Here is a 23,780-nt window from a genome sequence, read left to right as displayed (position 1 = left end):
GGAGCAAGCTCCGGCTGTTTCTGCTCCAGCAGCGCAAAATACGTACCAAACACCTCGCCCGTAACAAGCGACAAGCACCAGCCGTCCATGACGATGTGATGGAAGCTCCAGACCAAGTGATACGTTTCTTCATCGGTCTGCAATACCTGTACGCGCATCAGCGCATCCGTACCGAGATTAAAACCTCTCGCTTGGTCCTCCTGCTTAAACGCCTGGATATATGCCTGTTGCTCCGCTTCCTGCATTTCGCGTATATCCTTGAAGGAAAGATCGCTATTTTTATGACGGAACACGATTTGCAATGGCTCCAGACCGTGTCCTGTCTCAAATTGATGGAAATTCGTCCGCAGCGCTTCATGACGCTGTGTCAGCACATCCAGACTCTTACGGAAAATAGCAACATCAAAGCTGCCCTTTTGATCAAACGACGCTTGCTGGAAGTATGCACCTGAGTCCGGCTCCATCAGACTATGAAACAGCATCCCCTTCTGCATGGGAGAAAGAGCATACACATTTTCAAGCTCGCCCACAGAAGCTGTTTGCTCCGTCAATTGCTCCAGCTGCTCCAGTGTCAAGCCTTTGAACAAGACATCGCTTGGCGTTAGCTCACTCCGCTCTTGGGAGGCACAATGCTTGATGACTTCCTGCAAGCTTTCCTGCAATAGCCGGGCAAACTTCTCTACGTTTTGCTGTTGGTATACGTGGCTGTCATAACGAATTTCCAGGGTCAGCACGCCTGCTGTAATCATGCCGTTCACATTCAGCGGCTGCTCCAGTACGGTGCGGTCACTCAACGGCTCTCCACCTGGATGTGAAGACAGCGTGATCTCCCCATTTTCCAAGTCCTGATCAAATTGTCCCAAATAGTTAAAGCTGATCTCAGGCTGCAGGCTCCAGGAAGAGGTAGCATCATCCGAAGACATATACTTCAACATACCGTAGCCAATGCCCTTATGCGGTACATGCCGCAGGTCCTCTTTTACCCGCTTGATGCGCTGCCCTACTTCTGATGTTCCATCCACATCCAGCAGCACCGGATACTGACTCGTAAACCAGCCCACGGTACGTGTGATGTCGATATCGGGAACAATAGCTTCCCGGCCATGGCCCTCCAGATTGACCAGCACTTGCTCCTGCTCGCTCCAGTTGTACAATGCGGTACCGAGTGCGGTTAACAGCAGATCATTGACCTCGGTGTGGTACGCACGATGTGCTTCCTGCAGCAGCAGTCGGGTGTCCTGTTCGCTCCAAGCTACGGTCACCGTCTCACTGTCTCTGACCACAAAATGCTGTCCTGCCGCTCTTTCTTGATCTTTAGGTAGCGATGCGACTTCCACGTGGGCAAGACGCTGCCAATATTCGCGTTCTTTGTCGATGGCCGGACTGTTGGCATATTGAGACAAACGCTCTGCCCAAGTGGAGAACGAATCCGTTTTATATGGCAAGCGAATCGCTTCTCCCCGAACGGCCTGCTCATATCCAGTCGCAAAATCCTCAAACACAATCCGCCATGAAATGCCGTCTACAACCAAATGGTGAATGGCAATCAGTAAATGATCTCCATCCATGCAGCGGAAAAGTCCCAACTTCACCAGCGGTCCTTCATCCAGACGAATCGAGCTTTGAATGGCATTAGCTTTCGTTTCGATCGCCATCGCAACATCTGCCGCATCTTCGACGCCTGTCAAATCCACAACGTCCAGATGATACAGCTCGCCTTCATTCATACCGCGATTCCACGCTTCATAGCCCTGTTCGGTCTGACGGAAGACCATACGCAGCGCATCATGATGCTCCGTCAACTTGGTCACCGTGTGATGCAATGCGGCTTCGTCAAAGCCTTCTGCTCGATGCAGCATCACCGACTGGTTAAAATAATGCGGCTCTGCCGAGGCTTGTCCAAAGAACCACTGCTGGATCGGAGTCAGCTTAACACTTCCCGAAACCTCGCCCTGATCGGCCGTACGGCTAACTTTTTGTACATGACCGCTCAGCAGCGAAATGGACGGATATTGGAACAAATCCTTCATGTCCAGCTTGTAGCCCGCTTGCAGTAAGCGGGACGATACCTGGATCGCTTTGATCGAATCGCCGCCGAGGTCAAAGAAATTATCCAAAATCCCGACGCTCTTCGCTCCTAAGACAGACTGCCAAATCGAAACCAACGTCTGCTCCAGTGCTGTGCGCGGCTCTACATAATCCGCTCCGCTTTGCAGGCTGCCCTCCGGTGTCGGCAGGGCCTTGCGGTCGATTTTTCCGTTCGGTGTCAGCGGCATCTGCTCCAGCTGGATGAAGTATGAAGGCACCATGTAGTTGGGCAGTTCCTCACCCAATAAGCTGCGCAGCTCACCCGCGCTGACTTCTCTTTCAGCGACATAGTACGCCACCAGTTGGTTTTGTCCCTGCTCGTCCGCTTGGGCCAGGACGATGACCTCCTGCACATTTTCCACTTTCAATATTTGTGCTTCGACCTCGCCCAGTTCGATCCGGTAGCCCCGGATTTTCACCTGGTGGTCGATCCGGCCCAAATATTCAATGTTGCCGTCAGGCATCCATCTCGCCAAGTCCCCCGTACGGTACATTCGTTCATAGCCTGCTTCACCGGCTGCAAACGGGTTCGCTACAAATTTCTCCGCTGTCAGCTCTGGGCGATCCAAATAACCCCGCGCCAGACCCGGACCAGATACGCACAGCTCACCCGCTACGCCGACCGGGGCCAAATGTCCATGCACATCCACCATGTATACCCGGTGATTCGGCATAGGGCGTCCGATGGAAATGAGTTGGCCTGCCCTTTCATCCTCGGATACCGGCCAAATAGATGTTGCCACCGAGTTTTCGGTTGGACCGTAGCCATTGTAGTACGCCACTTGATCCTTCCACTTGTATACCAATTCTGTGGAAGAGGCTGAGCCCGCAGTGAACAGAATACGTAGGTTTGGCATCCGCTGCGGCTCCAGATACACCGCATAGGTCGGCGGCAAAGCAGCCACCGTGATGTGGTGATCGGCCATATACTGCTCAAACCGCTCGTAGTTCAAAATCGTCTCTGTCGTTGGCACATATAACGTGGCGCCGCAGAACAGCGCCTGGAAGATTTCCCAGCAAGCTGCATCAAACGAGTAGCTGGCGAACAGCAGCGCATGATCCGACGTACGGATCTTGAGCGTCTGATCAAAATACGTTTTCAGATTGCACAGCCCATGGTGCTCCAGCATCACGCCCTTCGGCTGCCCCGTCGTCCCTGACGTATAAATCACATACGCCAAATCATTCGGGCCGGACCACGGCTCCAGGTTGGAGCCATCCTCGTGATACACACTTTGTGCTCCATCCAGCACCAGCACTTGACCATCGATAACTGCTTTGTCCACCAGATGACTTTGTGTCAACAGCAGCTTCGCTCCCGAGTCGTCCAGCATGTAGCGGATACGTTCCTCCGGATAGGTTGGATCGATAGGAACATAGGCGCCCCCAGCCTTCAAAATCCCAAAGATGCCCACGATCATGTCCACCGAGCGCTCAGTCATCAGACCCACCAGACGATCCTTCGTCACGCCTTGACTGCGCAAGGTACGAGCCAATTGATTGGCGCGTTCATTCAGCTCACGATAAGTCAGCGTCTCTCCTTCAAAGAATAAGGCTGTCTGCTCCGGTGTCTGCGCCGTTTGCGCCTCGAACAAGCCGTGAATCGTTTGCTCGCTTGGATACACTGCTACTGTATTGCCCCAGACCTCAACGATTTGCTCGCGCTCCTGCACCGTAACCATATCCAGCTCACACACGCGAATGTCTGGATTCGCTGTCACTTGCTCCAGCAGCTGTACCAGATGACCTCGAATTTGCTCTACGCTTTCCCGTTCAAAGGCCAAGGCATTATAGCCGAAGCTCATGTGAATGGTATTCCCCGGCAGCACTACCACGTTAAAGTCATAGTTGGTCTGCTCGACAGACTCGGCTCCTGTGATGGTGAAGCTGGCCGCCTCACCGCTACCTAATTGCTCAATTTGCTCCTCGACCGGATAGTTCTCAAAAATAAGAATATGATTGATCAAATCCTGCTTAAGCTCTGACAGCCCCTGAATTTCATACAGCGGATACGTATCATACACATGGGAAGCAATCGATTGCTCCTGGGTTTGCTTCATCACGTCGGAGAATAGATTGTCCACTTGACTGCGGATACGCACCGGAATCGTATTGATAAACAGACCAATGATATGCTCCACGTTCGGAATGTCTGCCGGACGTCCAGATACCACGCTGCCAAACACGACATCATCGGTGCCATTATATTTTTGCAGCAAAAGGCCCCAAACGGTCTGCATCAACGTATTGATGGTCACCTGATAACGCTTGGCTATACGCTGAATACCAGCGGTTAGCTCTACGCCCAAATCAAAATCCAGACGCTCCGCCTGATACCCCGCCTTGCCCTGGATTTTTGCCTGTGGCAAACGGGACTGCTCCTCATATCCATCCAGAACCTTGCTCCAATAACTTGATGAGGCCTGACGATCCTGCTGCTCCAGCCATTCGATATATTGACTATACGGGGTTACAGGGGCCAGTTCCGGTTGTTTATGAGCCAGGATCGCAAAATAGCTTGCAAACACTTCGTTTGTCACCAGTGACAAGCACCAGCCGTCCATCACGATATGATGGAAGCTCCATACAAAACGGTACGTATCCTCACCTGTGCGCAACACAGCGACACGCATCAAGGCGTCTTTTGCTAGATCAAAACCTCTTTGCTTGTCTTTACGTGTAAATTCGAGCATGTACTCGTTTTGCTGCTCTTCCTCCATATCCCGCAAATCCTCAACATACAGTTCACTGCGCTTATTCCGGTACACGACCTGAAGCGGTTCATCCTTCCAGCCGCTGTAGAAGTTCGTGCGCAATACCGTATGCCGCTGCACCAAGACATCCAAACTGGCCGCAAATGCAGCAATATTAAAATGTCCGCGCAGATCAAAGGAGGCCTGTTCAAAATACGCTCCCGATTGCGAATCCATCAGATTGTAAAAGAGCATGCCCTTTTGCATCGGTGTCAGTGCGTATACATTTTCCAGCTCACCGATACGTGCCGCCTGTTCCGCAATCTGTTCCAGCTCTCCAGTCGTCAGACCTTTGAAGGATACATCACTTGGCGTCAGTTCCGGTTGTTCCTGAGCGGTGCAATGCGCAATGACCTCTTGCAAAGCGGATTGCAGCAGTCCCGCCACACGCTCCAGCGTTTCTTTACGATACTGCTTACGGCTGTAAGCAATTGTCAAACACAGCGTGCCTTCCGAGATCATCGCGTTTAAATCCAGCGTGTACGGCAAGCGGGAATGGGCATCCTCTGTCTCCCCTGCATGGTAGGACGACAACGTGATTCCACTGTTTTGCAGATCCTGATCCACCTGCCCCAAGTAGTTAAAGCTGATTTCCGGTTCTGCAATCGCACGCGCTTCACCTGTTCCGAACGTAGGGGACAAGTAGCGCCAAATGCCATAGGTCAGCCCTTTATGCGGAATCCGGCGCAAGCCTTCCTTCGTTTCTTTAATTCGCTGAGCCAGTGTCATTTCCTTGCTGGTCTCCAACAACACCGGATACAAGCTCGTAAACCAGCCGATCGTACGCGTAATATCCACCTCTGGCAGGATCGTTTCCCGGCCGTGTCCCTCCAGATTCACCAGCACATGGCCTGCGCCTGTCCAGCGGTGCATCGCGAGTCCCAGCGCAGTCAGCAGCAAATCATTGACCTCGGTGTTGTAGGCGCGATGAGCCTGCTTCAGCAGTTGCTCGGTTTCAGCTTCGGTCCACGCTACGGTCAGCACTTCGCTGTCTGCGTTCAAGGAGCCTTCATAGGCAAAATCCTTAGGCAGCGGCGTAGCTTCCGCTTTGGCCTGTTCCAGCTGCTTCCAATAAACTTCATCCGAGGCAGCCTCAGGACGGTTGGCGTAAGAAGATAACTCCTGTGCCCAAGTTTGGAAGGAATCTGTTTTATAAGGCAATCGTACAGGCTCACCCTTGATCGCCTGCTCGTAGCCTGTCGAGAAATCTTCGAACAGAATCCGCCACGACACTCCGTCCACCACCAAGTGGTGAATGGCGATCAGCAGATGGTCGCCTTCGGCTGTACGGAACCTTCCCAGCTTCACCAACGGTCCTGCGGACAGGTCCATGCTGCTTTGAATTTCCGTTGCCTTCGCTTCCAGCGCTTCCGCATAGTTTTCCTGTTTACGGTAGTCCACTGTTTCCAGCGTATACAGCGTGCCTTCCTCTACAGCCCGTGTCCAAGCCGTATAACCAGCGGAAGTCTGACGGAAAACTGTACGAAGCGCATCATGATGCTTCACGAGGTGATCCATAACCTTACGAACCGCCGTCTCCTCAAATCCCTCGGCGCGATAGAGCATGACCGCTTGATTAAAGTGCTGTGGACGCTCGCGCTCCTGCGCAAAGAACCAATGCTGGATCGGTAGCAAAGCAGTTTCCCCGCTGACTTCTTCTTGATTGGCCATACGACGGACCTCATGCATATGCGGTGCCAGGGCTGCAACTGTCGGATATTGGAACAAATCCTTCATGTCCAGCTTATAGCCGGCCTGGAACGCACGGGATGCGATTTGGATGGCTTTGATGGAATCGCCGCCCAGATCAAAGAAATTGTCCAAAATACCGACCGTCTGTAGTCCCAGTACGGACTGCCAGACCGCGACCAGCGCGCGTTCTTGCACCGTACGCGGCTCTGCATAGTCGGCTCCGGTTTGCAGGCTGCCTTCCGGTGCCGGCAAGGCCTTGCGGTCGATTTTGCCGTTGGGACTTAGCGGCATTTGCTCCAGCTGTACAAAGTACGATGGGACCATGTAGCTTGGCAATTCTCGGCCCAGCTCACTTCTCAGCTCGCTGGCTCCGATTTCTTGCCCCGCAACATAGTAGGCGACCATTTGTTTTTGACCCGTTTCATCCGTACGAGCCATAACCACCGCTTCTCGTACCAATTCCACTTGAAGCAGCTGTGTTTCGACCTCGCCCAGTTCAATCCGGTACCCCCGGATTTTCACCTGATGGTCGATCCGGCCCAGATACTCAATGTTCCCGTCCGGCATCCATCTCGCCAAATCGCCGGTGCGGTACATCCGTTCATAGCCTGCTTCCCCGCCAGCAAACGGATCTTTCACAAATTTCTCGGCCGTCAGCTCCGGACGGTTCAGGTAACCGCGGGCTACGCCGACACCACCAATACACAGTTCCCCTGCAACCCCAATCGGCTGCAATTGCTCCGTGCCTTCCTTCACAATGTACAGACGGATATTCTGAATCGGTTTCCCGATCGGAATCACTGCATATTCCTCATCCGGCTCGCAATCAAAGTACGATACGTCCACCGTCGCTTCGGTTGGTCCATACAGGTTGACCACCTTCGCTCCGGCCAGGCTCGACACGAGCCGCTGGAACCGGGCCACATGCTGTGGCGGCAACGCTTCACCACTGGCAAAGACATGGCGCAGCGTGCCCAGCTTCGCTTGCATCACTTCTCGTGGCTGCTGCTCCACATACTCCAGGAACGCATGCAGCATGGCGGGTACAAAGTGCATCGTGCTCACACCGTCGCGGGCAATCGTGTCCACGATGTCTTCCGGGTTCTTTTCCCCGCCGACCGACAACAGGCTTACCTTCGAGCCGACCATTGACCACCAGAACAGCTCCCACACCGACACGTCGAAGGTGAAGGCGGTCTTTTGCAGAATCGTATCTTCTGCACTCAAGCCGTAGCGATTATGCATCCACAAAATTCGGTTCAGCACGGAATGGTGCTCCACCATCACGCCCTTCGGTTTTCCCGTGGAGCCAGAGGTATAAATGACATAGGCGACATGGTGCGGTCCAGCCAGGGGCTCTAGATTTGAACTGTCTTCGTGATAGATGTCCTGACGATCCAGTACCAGTACCTGGCCGTCGAAACTCAGCGAGGCTTGCTCCGCCAGATGCGCTTGTGCCAGCACCAGCTTCGCGCCCGAGTCCTCCAGCATAAAGCGGATGCGGTCAGCCGGATATTCTGGATCGATCGGCACATAGGCCCCGCCTGCCTTCAGGATCGCGTAGATGCCCACGATCATGTCCAATGAACGGTGGACCAGAATACCCACGGGCTGATCTGGTTCAACCCCTTCGGCACGCAAGATGCGTGCGAGTCGGTTAGCTCGCTCGTTCAGCTCACGGTAGGTCAACGACTCCGCTCCGCACAACACCGCCACTTGCTCCGGTATATTCGCTGCCTGCTGCTCAAACAGACTGCTTAGCGTCTGGTCCTGCGGATAGGCTGCCGCCGTATCTCCCCACACCTGGACGATCTGTGCCTGCTCTTCCGCTGTCACCAATGCCAGCTCATTCACACGGATATCCGGGTTGTCTACGATTTGTCCGATGACGTGGTTGATATGACCATAGATACGCTCCATTGCAGACTGGTTATACACCAGCGCATTGTATTCGAGCAGGATAGAGATATCCTCATCAGGTACGACAATCAGGTTAAAATCGTAGTTGGTTTGCTCTGTAAGTTCCACATTAGCAATGGAGAAGCCTGTGTGTGCGTCCGCTTCGCCGGAACCGCCCATCTGCTTCATCTGCTGCCCGATGGGATAGTTTTCAAAGACCATGATGTGATTGATCAGGTCTTGTTTTTGTTCAGTCCGTGCCTGAATGTCGTAGAGCGGGAACGTGTCATAGACACTGGAGGCCAGAGCCTGTTCCTGCGTACGCTGCAATACGTCAGCAAATGTAGCATCCGGTGCACTGCATATGCGTACCGGAATCGTGTTGATAAACAAACCGATCATGCTCTCCACACCCGGAATTTCTGCCGGACGACCGGATACCACACTACCAAACACAACATCCTGATGATTATTGTATTTCTGTAAAATAACGCCCCACACGCTTTGCAGCAATGTGTTAATCGTGACATGTTGTTGCTTGGCCATTTGGTTTAAGGCGGCACTCCGTTCTTTACCCAACATAAATGGCAGCTTTTCCAAAACATAGCCGGAATTTGAACTTTGACCGCTTCTGTCTGAATCTTTGTCCCACTCTGCTTCAGAAGCCTGCGAGTTCTCACTAGGCAACAAGGTTTGCTGCTCAAAACCTGCCAAATAGTCACTCCAATAACGAGATGCTTCCTGTGCATCTTGGTGTTCCAACCATTCGATATAGTCACTATACGGCTTGACAGGTGCGAGTTCTGGCTGCTTGTTCTCCAGCAAGGCAAAATATGCACTAAATACTTCGTCTGTCATTAGTGACAGGCACCAGCCATCCATTACGATATGATGGAAGCTCCATACAAAACGGTATGAGCGATCACCCGTGCGGAAGACGGCTACGCGCATGAGCGCATCCTTGGTTAAATCAAAGCCTTTGGCTTTATCCTGAGACACAAATTCAGCTACAGCGTGTTTACGCCCTCTGACATCCTCATAACGGAAGCTCGGATCTTTATGACGATAGACGATTTGCAAGGGTTGACCATGCCAGCCGCTGTAGAAATTCGTCCGTAATATCGCATGCCGGCTAACCAGCAGCTTTAGGCTTTCCTGGAATATGGATGGTACAAAGTGGCCCTCAAGGTCAAAGGTTGCCTGCTCAAAATACACGCCTGTTTCTGCATTCATCAGACTGTGGAACAGCATCCCCTTTTGCATGGGGGTCAATGGGTACACATTTTCCAATTCCCCAACCGTCTTGGTCTGCGCCTTAATCGTATCGAATTGCTCCAGGGTCAGGCCTTTAAACAGCACATCACTTGGAGTCAATTCGGCCTGCTCCCGTGTCACACAATGCTCGATCACTTCAAGCAGATTGGCTTTCAGCAGGTTGGCTAACATTTGGACCGTATCCTTACGGAAGGCTTTGCCGTTATACCGAATGTCGAGTTCCAGGATGCCGTTCGTGACGATTCCACTCACATCGAGTGCATATTTCAACTTCGTCCGGTCACTAACGACCGATCCCATCGAGTAAGGAGACATATGGATATCGCTGTTTGGCAAGTCCTGATCCAACTGTCCGAGGTAGTTAAAGCTTACTTGTGGCTCGGCAAAAGCTTGATGTTGACCAAGGTTCAGCGCATCTGCTGGCTGACCAACGGTTTGACCGGATTCACTCAAAAATCTCCAGATTCCATAACCCATTCCTTTATTCGGAATAAGACGCAGGCTCTCTTTGACCTGTTTGATTCGATCCGACAAAGCATGACCACGACCGATATCCAGCAGCACCGGATATGGACTCGTAAACCAGCCTACCGTACGAGAAATGTCCGTATCCGGCAAAATGTTCTCCCGTCCGTGTCCCTCTAAATGAATCAGGCTGCGTTCATGCCCCGTCCACGTGTACAGCGTCATGCCTAGTGCAGTCAGCAGCAAATCGTTCACTTCCGTGTTGTACGCGCGGTGTGCTTGCTTCAATAGTTTTTCTGTCTCTTCTTCCGTAAGCTGGAAGACCACGGTATCCGTGTCAGCCCAGGTAAACGGTTCGGTCTGCGCTTGATCCTCAGGCAAACGTACTTGGTCAGCCAAAGCAGCAGCGTTCCATTGCTCCCAGTAGGCGTATTCGCTGTCCATGGCTGCGCTATTCGCATAGACGGAAAGTTTTTGTGACCAGGAATGGAATGAATCTGTTTTGTCTGGTAACTGGAGCGTCTCTTCACGGATGGCCTGTTCATAGGCTACAGCTAAATCTTCGAACAAAATGCGCCATGATACCCCGTCCACGACCAAATGGTGAATTACCATCAACAGATGGTCCCCATCCGCACTGTGGAACAAACCAGCCTTCAACAGCGGCCCTTCATGCAGCTGGATACTGCTTTGAATTTCACTAGCTTTCGCCTCAATAGCTGCGCTGAGCGTGGCTTCATCCGTCAAGTTCGTAAAGTCCACCACGTCCAGGTGATACAGCTCGCCTTCCTGTACTCCGCGGTTCCAGGCTTCATAGCCTTGCTCGGTCTTGCTGAACACCATCCGCAGAGCATCATGATGCGCTGTGAGTTTGCCAAGTGCCTGACGCAAAGCGGACTCATCAAAACCCTGCTCCCGGTGCAGCATCACCGCCTGATTAAAGTGATGTGCGTCTACTTGCTTTTGGGCAAAGAACCCATGCTGGATCGGAGACAAAGTTGTTTCCCCGCTCACTTCTCCCTGATCTACCCTACGACTTACCTCGTGCATATGCGGTGCCAGTGTTGCGACGGTTGGGTAGCGGAACAAATCCTTCATGTCCAGCTTGTAGCCTGCCTGGAACGCACGCGATACGATTTGAATCGCCTTGATCGAATCGCCGCCCAGATCAAAGAAATTGTCCAAAATCCCGACAGTGGGCACGCCCAGGATGGACTGCCAGATCGCTACGAGTGTCCGTTCCGTTACCATTCGTGGCGCTGCATACTCTGCACCGCTGTGTAGACTGCCTTCCGGTGCTGGCAGGGACTTGCGGTCGATTTTGCCGTTCGGTGTCAGCGGCATCTGCTCCAACCAGATGAAATACGACGGCACCATATAGTTTGGCAGCGCTTGTCCCAGCTTTTGTCTCAGCTCATTAGCTCCAAGCTCTTGACTTGCCACGTAGTACGCCACGAGCTGGGTTTGACCTGTTTCGTCCGTGCGGGCCATGATGACTGCTTCTTGTACGGACTCCACCTGCAGCAGCTGCGATTCGATCTCGCCCAGTTCGATCCGGTAGCCCCGGATTTTAATCTGGTGATCCATCCGCCCCAAATATTCAATGTTACCGTCCGGCATCCATCTCGCCAAATCGCCTGTACGATACATTCGCTCATGGCCTGCCTTGTCATCAGCGAACGGATGATTTACAAATTTCTCGGCCGTCAGTTCTTCACGTTTCCAGTACCCGCGAGCCAAGCCTTCCCCGGCAATACATAACTCACCCGGCACACCGACGGGCTGCAATTCCCCATTCGCATTCAAGATATATATTTGGGTATTCGCGATAGGACGTCCGATGTTAATTTGTTGAGCATGGGTCAGTTCCTGCACGGTCGACCACACCGTCGTTTCTGTAGGTCCGTACATGTTATAAATACGGGGACCGTTGATTTCTTGCAGTGCTGCAAGCAGCTTGGACGGCAGGGCTTCGCCCCCGACCATAATAGCCTTCACGCCTTGCAACGCGCGGGAGCCTGCTTCATGACCCAGCAGCATTTGCAACCGGGACGGCGTCATTTGCAACATTTCAATATGATGATGAGCAATCAATTCACCCAGCGCCTGAGGATTCACCTGATGCTGGTGGTCGCCAAGCACCACCGTCATTCCACCCAACAGGGGCAGAATAGTCTCCAAAACGAAAATATCGAATGAAATCGTCGTCAGTGACAACATCGTTTTGCTCGTTTCAAAGTCAATGACTTCGCGCATCCCGGTAATAAAGTTGAGGACGGAGCGATGCTGGAGCATAACTCCTTTCGGATTTCCAGTCGAACCAGAGGTATAGATGACGTAAGCCAAATGCTCTGGTCTGGCAATCGATTCCAGGTTACTGCTTTCTCCCTGGTACAATGCCGCATCCTCAAGAAATAGGGCATTGGCGTGGCAATGGTGCTCTTCTGCCAAATCACGACGGGTCAGAAGCACTGCGGCCTCGCTGTCTTCCAGCATGTATGCAATGCGTGAGGACGGAAATTCGGGATCAATCGGCACATAAGCACCGCCTGCTTTTAGCACAGCCAGCAGACCTACGATCATTTCCACGGAGCGCTGTACCATCAGACCGACCAGTTTGTCAGGTCCTACTCCCTGTGCTTGAAGCACTCGTGCCAGCGAATTCGCCCGTTCATTCAGCTCCCGATACGTCAGACGCTGATGTCCAAACACCAGTGCCACCTGATCCGGTGTCTGTGCCACCTGTTCTTCAAACAGCTGATGGATCGTCTGATGAGACGGAAATGCACAAGCGGTATCATTAAAGGCCGCTGTAATTTGCTGTTTTTCCGCTGCTGTGAGTAGTTCCAGCTCTTCCACCCGAACATGCGGGTTGAGCGAAATTTGCTCCAACAGGCGCGCAAAATGTCCATACAGGCGCTCAATACCTGCTTGATCAAAGCTGAGCGTGTTATACATAAAACGAATCTTGATGCCTTCACCTGGCATCACGACAACGTTCAGATCGTAGTTGGTTTCCTCTGTAGACACCACGTTTGAAATTGTGAAGGGATCCTGTCCATCACTGCCCAGTTGCTCTACCTGCTGCTCCACCGGATAATTCTCAAATATCATAATATGGTTGATTAAATCCTGCTTCTGCTCGGTCAGTGCCTGGATTTCATACAGAGGGAACGCATCGTAAGCATTGGAAGCCAGCGCCTGCCGCTGTGTTCGTTTCATCAGCTCAACAAAGCTTTCGCCTGGTTCAGACTGCACACGCACTGGAATTGTATTGATAAATAGCCCGATCATGTGCTCCACACCTGGAATATCCCCTGGACGGCCGGATACAACACTGCCGAACACGACATCCGTACTGTTGTTATACTTCTGCAACAGAACGCCCCATACGGTCTGAATCAGCGTGTTGATCGTCACCTGATTTTGCTTCGCCACCCGTTCGATCTGGGCAACCAGCTCTGGCTGGAATTCGCAATCCAGATCTTCAGCGATATATTCCCCGTCTTGCATCGATTTCGGCTGTGCTTTTTGCTGTGGAAGCGTAATTTGCTGCTCGTAGTCCGCCAGATACCCACGCCAGTATTGCAGGGCTGCCTCACGATCCTGACGCTCCAGCCATTCGATAAATCGGCTGAACGGCGTGACTGGCTCCAGCACTGGCTCATCACCCGCACGCAGGGCCAGATAGCTACCGAATACTTCCTGGGTCATAAAGGACAAGCACCAGCCATCCATCAAAATGTGATGGAAGCTCCAAATAAAGTGATACGTTTCATCCCCGGTTTGTAGGATTGAGATACGAAGGAGTGCGTCCTCCGCGAGATGGAATCCTTTCGCTTTATCGGCAAGGGTAAATGCCTCAACACGTGCTTTACGTTCTTCTTTTTCCAGTCCGCGCAGGTCTTCATAGTATAATTGTCCGCTGCGATTGCGGAAGACGACCTGTACAGGCTCATCCTTCCATGAGTTGATAAAGTTCGTCCGCAGGGCCTCATGACGCTGTACGAGCAGATCCAAGCTCTTACCGAAAGTAACCACATCGAAGCGCCCATTCAACTCAAAGGATGCCTGCTCAAAATAAGCCGCCGAATTCTCATCCATCAGGCTGAAAAAGAGCATACCCTTTTGCATCGGTGTCAAAGCATACACATTTTCCAGCTCGCCCAGATCTCGCGTATCTTCCACCAATTGCTCCAGTTCGTCCAGCGTTACATGGTTTAACAGCACATCACTTGGAGTCAGCACTGTTCTTTCTTGGGTGACGCAATGATGAATCAGCTCACGCAAGCCAGATGCCAGCAGCTCTCCCAGCCGTGCAATCGTTTCATGACGGAACTGCGTTGTACCGTAGCGGATCGTGAACACCAACTCGCCATCCTCGATTAATCCGTTGATATCCAGCGCAAAATCCATAGTCGCGTTCGTGCTGACAGGCACACCGATGGAATAGGATGAAGGCTGTAAATCGTTGCCTTTATAATCCTGATCGAATTGGCCCAAATAGTTAAAACTGATTTCAGGTTGAGCCTGTAACTGCACGCCTGCTTTCTCTAGCACATTTAGATCCGACAGGTAGCGTAAAATGCCATAGCCGATGCCTTTTTGCGGAATATGACGCAGCCCTTCCTTGGTCCGCTTGATCAGACGAGCAGTATGTCCCCCTTGTCCCAGACTTCCATCCAGGACAACCGGGAACTGGCTTGTAAACCAGCCGACCGTACGCGTAATATCCACATCCGGTACAATGGCTTCCCGTCCATGGCCCTCCAGATTGACCAGTACCCGTTCGGAACCCGACCAGTCATACACCGCTTTTCCAAGCGCCGCCAGCAACAGGTCATTCATTTCCGTGTTGTACGCACGATGAGCTTGTTTGAGCAGCTGCTCAGTCTCCTGCTTCGTCCAGCGGACCGTCACCACCTCACTGTCTCCCAGCCGTGCATTATCATTCGCAAAATCCTTCGGCAAAGGCTTCGCAAGGCTTGCTTCGGCTTGTTCGATATGCTGCCAGTAAGCCAGCTCCTGCTCCATCGTTGCACTGTTGGCGTAGGCTGACAGTTGTTTGGCCCATACCTGGAACGAATCTGTTTTATGCGGCAGCCGAATAGCTGTGCCGGTTTGACCTGCAACAGCCTGCTCATAACCGGATGCCAAATCCTCCAGCAAAATACGCCATGATACACCGTCCACCACCAAATGATGAATGACGATTAATACATGGTCGCCCTCCGCGCAATGGAACAGACCGAGCTTCACCAGCGGACCCTCGCTCAAATGAATGCTGGCTTGAATTTCACTCGCCTTGGCTTCGATAGCGCTGGATTCATCTTCCACTCTGCTGAAATCTACAATGTCCAGCGTGTATAGCTCGCCTTCCTCTACACTGCGGTTCCAAGCAACATAGCCTTGCTCCGTCTCACGGAATACCGTGCGCAATGCGTCATGATGCTGGACCATACGGTCCATCGTACGGCGCAGCGCTTCGACGTCAAAGCCCCCAGCTCGGTACAGCATCATCGCCTGGTTGCTGTGGTGCAGATCAGCCGGCTGCTGCTCGAAGAACCAGCGCTGAATAGGTGTCAGTTCCACCTGGCCTACGACCTCTTCCTGACTGGCCACCTTGCCATCGGTACGAAGTAATGGACTGAGTGCCGCTACCGTCGGATGGCTGAAGAGGTCTTTCATGTTCAGTCGATAACCTGCTTGCAGCAAGCGGGAGGATACTTGCAAGGCCTTGATCGAATCGCCGCCAAGCTCAAAGAAGTTATCCTGCGTGCCTACGGCATCCACGCCAAGCACTGCGGCCCATACCGCAGCCAGTACCTGCTCCACCGTAGTACGCGGTGCCACATAGGCTGCTCCCGTATGGATGCTGCCTTCTGGCTCTGGCAGGGCCTTGCGGTCGATTTTGCCGTTGCTGGTCAGCGGGATCGTCTCCAGTCGCATGAGCCGTGCTGGCACCATGTGCGCTGGCAGTCCGGCTTCCAGCGCGGCCTGTACTTCCTCGATCCGCAGCTCGGCTTCTCCCGTGATGTATCCGCACAAATACTTGTGTCCACGCTCGTCCGTCCGGTCGATGACTACAGCTTGACGCACACCCGGTACCCGCTGGATCGCCGTTTCAATCTCGCCCAGCTCGATCCGATAGCCCCGGATTTTGACCTGATAGTCCATCCGGCCGATAAAGTCTACATTGCCGTCTGGCATCCACCGCGCCAAGTCGCCGGTGCGATACAGTCGTTCACCCGGCACGTACGGGTTCGCTACGAATTTCTCGGCTGTCAGGTCCGCACGGTTCAGGTATCCCCGTGCGACCCCGATGCCGCCGATGCACAGCTCACCCAGTACGCCAATCGACACTGGATTCAGCTGGCTGTCCACGATGTAGAAGCGTGCGTTCAGCCATGCCTGACCAATCGGCACATTCCCACTGCTTGGCAGCTTTGACAGCTCTTCGTCGTAGAAGCTGGAGTCAATTGCCGCTTCCGTGACGCCATAGCTGTTAATAATGCGGATGTCCGCACCAAACCGTTCTTGCAGCACTCGGTAGTCCGTCACGCTACAGCTGTCTGAGCTCGTGATCAGCAGTTCCAGACTGCTCATGTCCAGCCCGTGTTCATGCACATGCTGCATAAACGGTACGATCAGAGCCGGAGTCGATTCGAACACGGTGATTTGATAATCACGAATCCAGCCGTACAGACGGCTTGGATCAATGCGATCCTCTTTCGGACAGATGACCATCGTGCCCCCGTTATAGAGCGTCCGTGCAATATCGCCGACGAACACGTCGAAGGAGAAGCTCGCCAGTTGCAGCAGACGTACCGGGAACTGGTTCAGACGGTAATCCCGGCGATACGCGGCAGCCGTATTCACCAAGCTGCGATGCTCGATCATGACGCCTTTTGGACGCCCCGTTGTACCGGACGTATAGATCACATACGCCAAGTCTTGCGGCTCGTTGATACGTTCAATATCCGTGGTATCCCCGGTGTACAGCGACTCATCGTCCAGTGCCAATACAGTACGCAGACGCAGCCCTGTTGCCGGTTCGGATGCTGCTTCGCTGTCAGACTTCGAATCTGCTTTCAAGCTTACGCCTTCATTCAGGCGGTCTCTTTCCATCATTTCAGCACCAGCCGCTGTTTCCAGTTCAACCTCAGTCTGCCCTCCGACCAAGGCCAGCCGGCTTTCCGCGAGCCATGCTTGAGCTCGCTCCTGCAAACCGGTTTGCGTGAGCAACACCGTCGCACCACTGTCCTCGAGCATGAAACGAATCCGTTCGGACGGATAGTCTGCATCCAGTGGTACATAGGCGCCTCCAGCCTTCCACACCGCCAGTACGCCAATCAGCATGTCTACCGAGCGCTCACTCAAAATGCCGACAATCGATTCACGTCCAATGCCCTCATTCCGCAATCTACGGGCCAGTTGGTTCGCACGCTCGTTCAACTCGCGGTACGTAAGCTGCCGCTCCTCGTATACAACGGCCACATGATCCGGCACAAGCTGCGCTTGTTCTTCCACATAGGCGTGGAACAACAATTCCGATTCCTTTTCATCACTCCATGCAGCTACGCCTACTGATCCAAAACCATCGATGATTTTCGCTTTTTCCGCAGCAGTCACCAGCTCAAGCTCATCCACCAGTGCATCTGGTCGGTGAATCGCTTCTTCAATCATATGCAGCAAATGCTCACGGATTTGCTCTACAGCTGTACGTTCCAACACCTGCGCGTTGTACTCCAAATGGACATGGATTTCATCGCCTGGCACCACGGTGATGTTGAAATCATAGTTTGTTTGCTCTGACATGGAAGCATTGGCAATCGTAAAGCCATTGTTCCCGCGGCTACCCATCTGCTCCATGCGCTGTTCCACGGGGTAGTTTTCAAACACGATAATATGGTTCACCAGGTCCTGCTTCTGCTCGGTCAGGGCCTGAATTTCATACAACGGATAGGTTTCATAGGCACGGGAAGCCAGTGCCTGCTCCTGAATCTGCTTCATTAGCCCAGCAAACGTCATCTCTTTCTCACTGTGAATCCGTACAGGAACGGTGTTAATGAACAACCCAATCATTTTGTCGATGCCCGGAATATCCGCTGATCTGCCGGATACGACACTGCCAAATACCACATCCCGACTATTGTTATACCGCTGTAACACAACGCCCCACGCTGCTTGCAGGAATGTATTGACTGTCACTTGCTTCTGCTTAACCAGCTTGTTCATCCGCTCCGTCACTTCACGGCCCAGTGTAAATGAAAGCTTGTCCGCTTCATATGCTTTAGCGTGACCGTCCAGCTGTTTGACCTGCGGCAATACGGTCTGCTGCTCAAAGCCCGCAAAATAATCGCTCCAGAACCGTTCTGCCTCCGCGTTGTCCTGTCGATCCAGCCATTCAATATATTCACTGTATGGCGTTACCGGAGCAAGCTCCGGCTTGCGGTCTTCAAGGATGGCAAAGTACGTATGAAACGCTTCCCCGACAACCAGGAACAAGCACCAGCCGTCCATCAAAATATGATGGAAGCTCCACACAAAACGGTACGACTCCTCACCTGTACGTAAAATAGACACCCGCATCAGCTCGCCGGAGCTGAAATGAAAGCCTGCCGCTTTGTCACGTTCCGCAAAATCAGCAAGGTATGCGGCCTGCTCTCCTGGTTCCATCGAACGCACATCTTCAAACCGGAATCCAGCCGCTTTATGGCGGTACACTACCTGTAAAGGCTGCTCATTCCAGCCACTATAAAAATTTGTTCTGAATATTTGATGGCGATCCACCAGCTGATTGAGGCTTTCAGCAAAAGCCTCCACTTGGAAGCTGCCTTGCAGATCAAATGTCGCCTGCTCAAAGTACGCCCCGGATTGCGGCTCCATGAAGCCGTGGAACAGGATGCCTTTTTGCATAGGGGTTAACGAATAAATGTTTTCCAGTTCTCCCGCAGCAGCCGTCTGCTCTACAATATGATCCAGCTCTACAGCCGTCAGTCCTTGGAAGGACAAGTCGCTTGGGGTCAGCTCCGGCAACTCTTTAGCCACACAGTGAGCCAACACCTCACGCAAGCTCTCCTGCAGCAGATCAGCCAGTTTTTTAATCGATTTTTTCATAAACATTTTGTTGCTGTAGCTGATCGTCAGTTCCAGGGCACCGTCCGTGATCATGCCGTTGATATCCAGAGCGTACCGCTTGGTCAACGTGTCACTCATGGAAGCTCCGACGGAATAAGGAGACATGCGGAATGCATTCTGCTTCAAATCCTGATCGAATTGGCCGAGATAGTTAAAGCTGATTTCCGGCTCGGCCACAAAAGTGGCTTCTTCTGCCCTGTCAGCAAGATATCTCAAAATTCCGTATCCAATCCCTTTATGCGGCAAACGGCGTAGCCCTTCCTTGACGTTCTTGACACGCTGTCCCACATTCCGGTCCTCGCCCATATCCAGGACCACTGGAAATTGGCTGGTAAACCAACCGACGGTGCGCGTAATATCCATATCCGGCAAAATGGCTTCCCGTCCATGCCCCTCCAGATTCACAAGCACCTGACCGATGCCTGCCCACTCCTGAACGGCCGTACCCAGAGCTGTGAGCAGCAGGTCGTTTGCTTCTGTATTGTAGGCCCGATGGGCTTGTTTCAAAAATTGTTCCGTTTCTTCGACCGTCCACGCTACGGTCAGTGTCCGATCATCGCGAAGCTGTGGCTTGGCCTGAGATTTACGAGTGTAATCCTTAGGCAATGCCTCTTGTGCAGCACCAGCTCGCTCCACCTGCTCCCAATATGCCCGTTCCTTCTCCAACGCAGTGCTGTTCGCATAAGCTGACAGCTGATCTGCCCACAGGCGGAAGGAATCCGTCTTATTCGGCAAACGGACAGACTCGCCCTGTAAAGCCTGCTCATAGCCGGATGCCAAATCCTCCAGCAAAATACGCCAAGACACGCCGTCGACCACCAAATGGTGGATCGCTACCAACAAATGGTCTCCATCGGTGCAACGGAACAGACCCAGCTTCACCAGCGGTCCTTCATGTAGATGGATGCTACTTTGAATTTCGCTAGCTTTGCTCTCCAGCAAATGGGCAAAGTCAGACTCCTGGGTATAATCCACCACTTCGAGGTTATACAGCTCTCCTTCTTGCACGCCACGGTTCCATGCTTCATAACCACCCTCTGCATTTTGGCGGAATACGATGCGCAAAGCATCATGATGCTCGACAATGCGTTGCAATGTTTGATGAAGCGCCGTTTCGTCCAAACGATCCTCACGGTGCAGCATCAGAGCCTGGTTATAGTGCTCAGGATTAGATGGCTGCTGTTCAATAAACCAGTGCTGAATCGGTGTCAAGGCCACGTTTCCTCTGACTTCTCCTTGATCGGACACGCGGGTCACCCGCTGCACCCGTCCGTTCAGCTCAGCAATCGTTGGATACTGGAACAGTTCTCTCATTTCCAGCTTGTAACCATTTTGCAGCAATCTCGAAGACACCTGGATGGCCTTAATCGAGTCGCCTCCCAAATGGAAGAAGTTATCCAGTACACCAATCTGTTCGATACCCAGTACAGATTGCCATACCGATACCAATGTCCGCTCTACCTCATTACGGGCGGCTACATACTCCTCGCCGGAATCCACGCTTCCCTCCGGCTGTGGCAACGCCCGCCGATCCACCTTGCCATTCGGTGTCAACGGCAATTGCTCCATCTGTACAAAATACGACGGCACCATGTAACCTGGCAATTCCTGGCTCAAGGCGCTTCGTAGCTCACTTGCCGTAATATCCGCAAGGGTGACCACATATGCGCAAAGCTGTTTTTGTCCCTGCTCATCCTCACGTGCAATGACGACGGCTTCTTGCACCGCCTCCAGCTTCAACAGCTGCGCTTCCACCTCGCCCAATTCAATCCGGTAGCCCCGGATTTTCACTTGCGCGTCGATCCGTCCTTTGTATTCCAGCGTCCCGTCCTCATTCCAGCGAACCAAATCGCCTGTACGGTAGCAACGCTCTCCACTGCGGAACGGACTATCTATGAACTTTTCAGCTGTTAAATCAGGACGATTCCGGTAGCCACGTGCCACCCCGTCGCCGCCGACGATCAGTTCACCCCATGCCCCCACAGGCTGAAGTTGCATGGAACGGTCTACGACATACGCTGTGGAGTTGTGGATCGGACGCCCGATCGGCACTGCTTCCGATTGCACGCCAGCAATCGCATGAGTTGTAGAAAAAGTTGTATTTTCCGTCGGGCCATAGCCATTGATAATCCGTAGGGACGGATGAGCCTCAAGCACCCGGTTAATGTGCGGTACAGACAGCACATCACCGCCGACCAACAGTTCTTGTACCCCCTCAAACAACTCCAGATCCTGCTGGGATAGCTGGTTAAAGAGTGGCGCAGTCAGCCACATTGTTGTAATACCATGGCTGCGGACAGCTTCCTTGAGCTTCGGAGCGTCCAAAATAACATCCTGACTTACCAGTACAAGCTGTCCTCCATTCAGCAACGCACCCCAAATTTCGAAGGTGGACGCGTCAAAGACAACGGCGCCGGTTTGCAAAATGCGCGTGTCAGCACCCAGTTGCGCATAGTTTGTATTTTTCACCAAGCGCACAACATTGCGGTGTTCTACCATAACCCCTTTAGGCTGTCCGGTCGTACCCGAAGTGTACATAAGATAGGCAAGTCGATTACCAAATGGATGTGCTCCAGTAGTACTGTCTACGACAGACGAAGAAGATTCCTTTAAAAGGTCATTTTTCAGATTCGAATAATAGGTAAAATCTGCATGACTAGCTTCGTTTTGTTCCCCATGTATGTTATTTGCATCTTGATTATTCTCTGCCCCGTACACAGCGGCATCGCTCAGATCCAGCACAATTCCGGTGTAATCCTCCGGTTGCTGTTTCGCATGCTGCACCAGCAGCAACTCCGCTCCCGAATCTTCCAATAGGTAGCGCACACGTTCAGCCGGATAATCAGGGTCAATCGGCACATATGCGCCGCCCGCTTTGAGAATCGCCAGCATGCCGACGATCATATCTACGGAACGCTCAGCAACGATACCTACAGTTCGCTCAGCGGTAACACCGTTCCCGCGCAGCGTGTGAGCCAGCCGATTGGCTTTTACATTCAATTCGCCATAAGTTAAATGGGCGTTGTCAGACACAACTGCTGTCTGATTCGGTGTACGTGCCGCCTGTTCCTCAAACAGCTCATGAATGCCTGCTTCGTGTGGGTATTCCACTGCTGTAGCATTGAATACGTCGACGATTTCCACCCGTTCTTCCTCACTGATCAGCGACAATTCCTCTATCCGCTTGTGTGGGCCCTGTACCATATGCTCCGCCACACTCAAAAATTGTTGAATAATTCGAGCAATTTCCTGCTCACTAAACAGCTCGGTACGATAATCCAGGTATAATACGAGTCTATCGTCATCCAGCATTTCAACCATGTGAATATCGAAGTCATTCACTGTATCTCCGCAGAAATCGTTATCCACCTGCTGAATCGCTTCATCAAAACGGGAGAAGCTCAAGGTACGGTACTGAATAGATGCCCCAAATAGACGCTGGATGTCCAGACTACTTTGCTGTTCGCGTAAATCTTGAATAATTTTGTTGTACGGGTAACGCTGATGCCGCAAAATGGACGCCTGCTCCTTCCCTACACCCTGCAAGAAGGCCAGCAGTTCGGATTCCGGTTCGACCAACAGACGAGTAGCCACGGTGCTGACGAACATGCCGATGGTATCCTTTTCTTTCTTAGACGTACGGTTGGCATAGAGAGTCCCTACGGTTAAGTCCTGCTCACCCGTCACTTTATGCAAATAAATATACAGAGCCGCCAGGAAGAACGTGAAAATACTGATTTTATGTTCCTCGCAAAAAGCCGTAACACCACGATACAATTCATGCTTCAGTATAAAACTCTCCCGGCGTGCAGCTGTGCTCAGTGTCAGCGGGTTATATGATTTTAAGCCTGTCATCTCTGGCAAATCAGCAAACTTTTCCGTCCAATACGTCTTGTCCTTTTGATAGCGATCAGACTGCTCATAACTTTGCTCTACCTGAATAAACTCTAGATAAGGATTGCCTTTGGTCGGTGCATCCTGACCTGTACCATGCACAATATCCATATAATGTCCAGTGATTTCATTAATGGCCTGATTCATGGACACGCCGTCCGAAATTATATGATGCATTTTAAAATTGAACCAGGTTTCTTCTGCCCCTAGCTGTAAAATAACAAATCGGTACAGCTGCGAATCCAACAATGAGAACGGTTGTGGATTATGGCGCTTTAACCATTCATTCGCTTCTTCCGGGGTTACTTGAAGCGTTTCAATATTTTCCGCTGTAAACGGCTCTACATATTGATATGGGATTCCATCCTGAGCAGTGATTTTGATACGGAAAGAATCGTTTTGGGCAATCACTCGGTTCATTGCTTGCTGCAATGCCTCTATACGAACAGTTCCTCTGATTTTTACAGTACCGATAATGGTTGAAGTGTTCCGATGAGGATACAAAAGCTCCGTATACCAAATACGTTGCTGTGGCTGGCTTAAGGAAAACAATTGAACATCTTGCTGTGTCAT

General features: G+C 52.2%; 1 protein-coding gene (cut by a window edge). It reads right to left on the bottom strand.

Going from position 1 to position 23,780, the window contains the following annotated elements:
• Positions 1 to 23,780 carry the 5' portion of a non-ribosomal peptide synthase/polyketide synthase gene (locus MKX36_RS10865; protein WP_340864649.1) on the bottom strand. Its footprint begins 18,601 nt before the window's first position, so 23,780 of the gene's 42,381 nt are visible here — the first part of the coding sequence; it begins with the start codon at positions 23,778 to 23,780; its stop codon lies beyond the left edge, outside the window.

It is taken from the genome of Paenibacillus sp. FSL W8-0439 (assembly GCF_038008995.1).
In the GTDB taxonomy this organism is placed as follows: Bacteria; Bacillota; Bacilli; order Paenibacillales; family Paenibacillaceae; genus Paenibacillus; species Paenibacillus polymyxa.
Note: the sequence above shows the minus strand (reverse complement) of the source record. Positions and strands in the feature narration are given on the sequence as shown.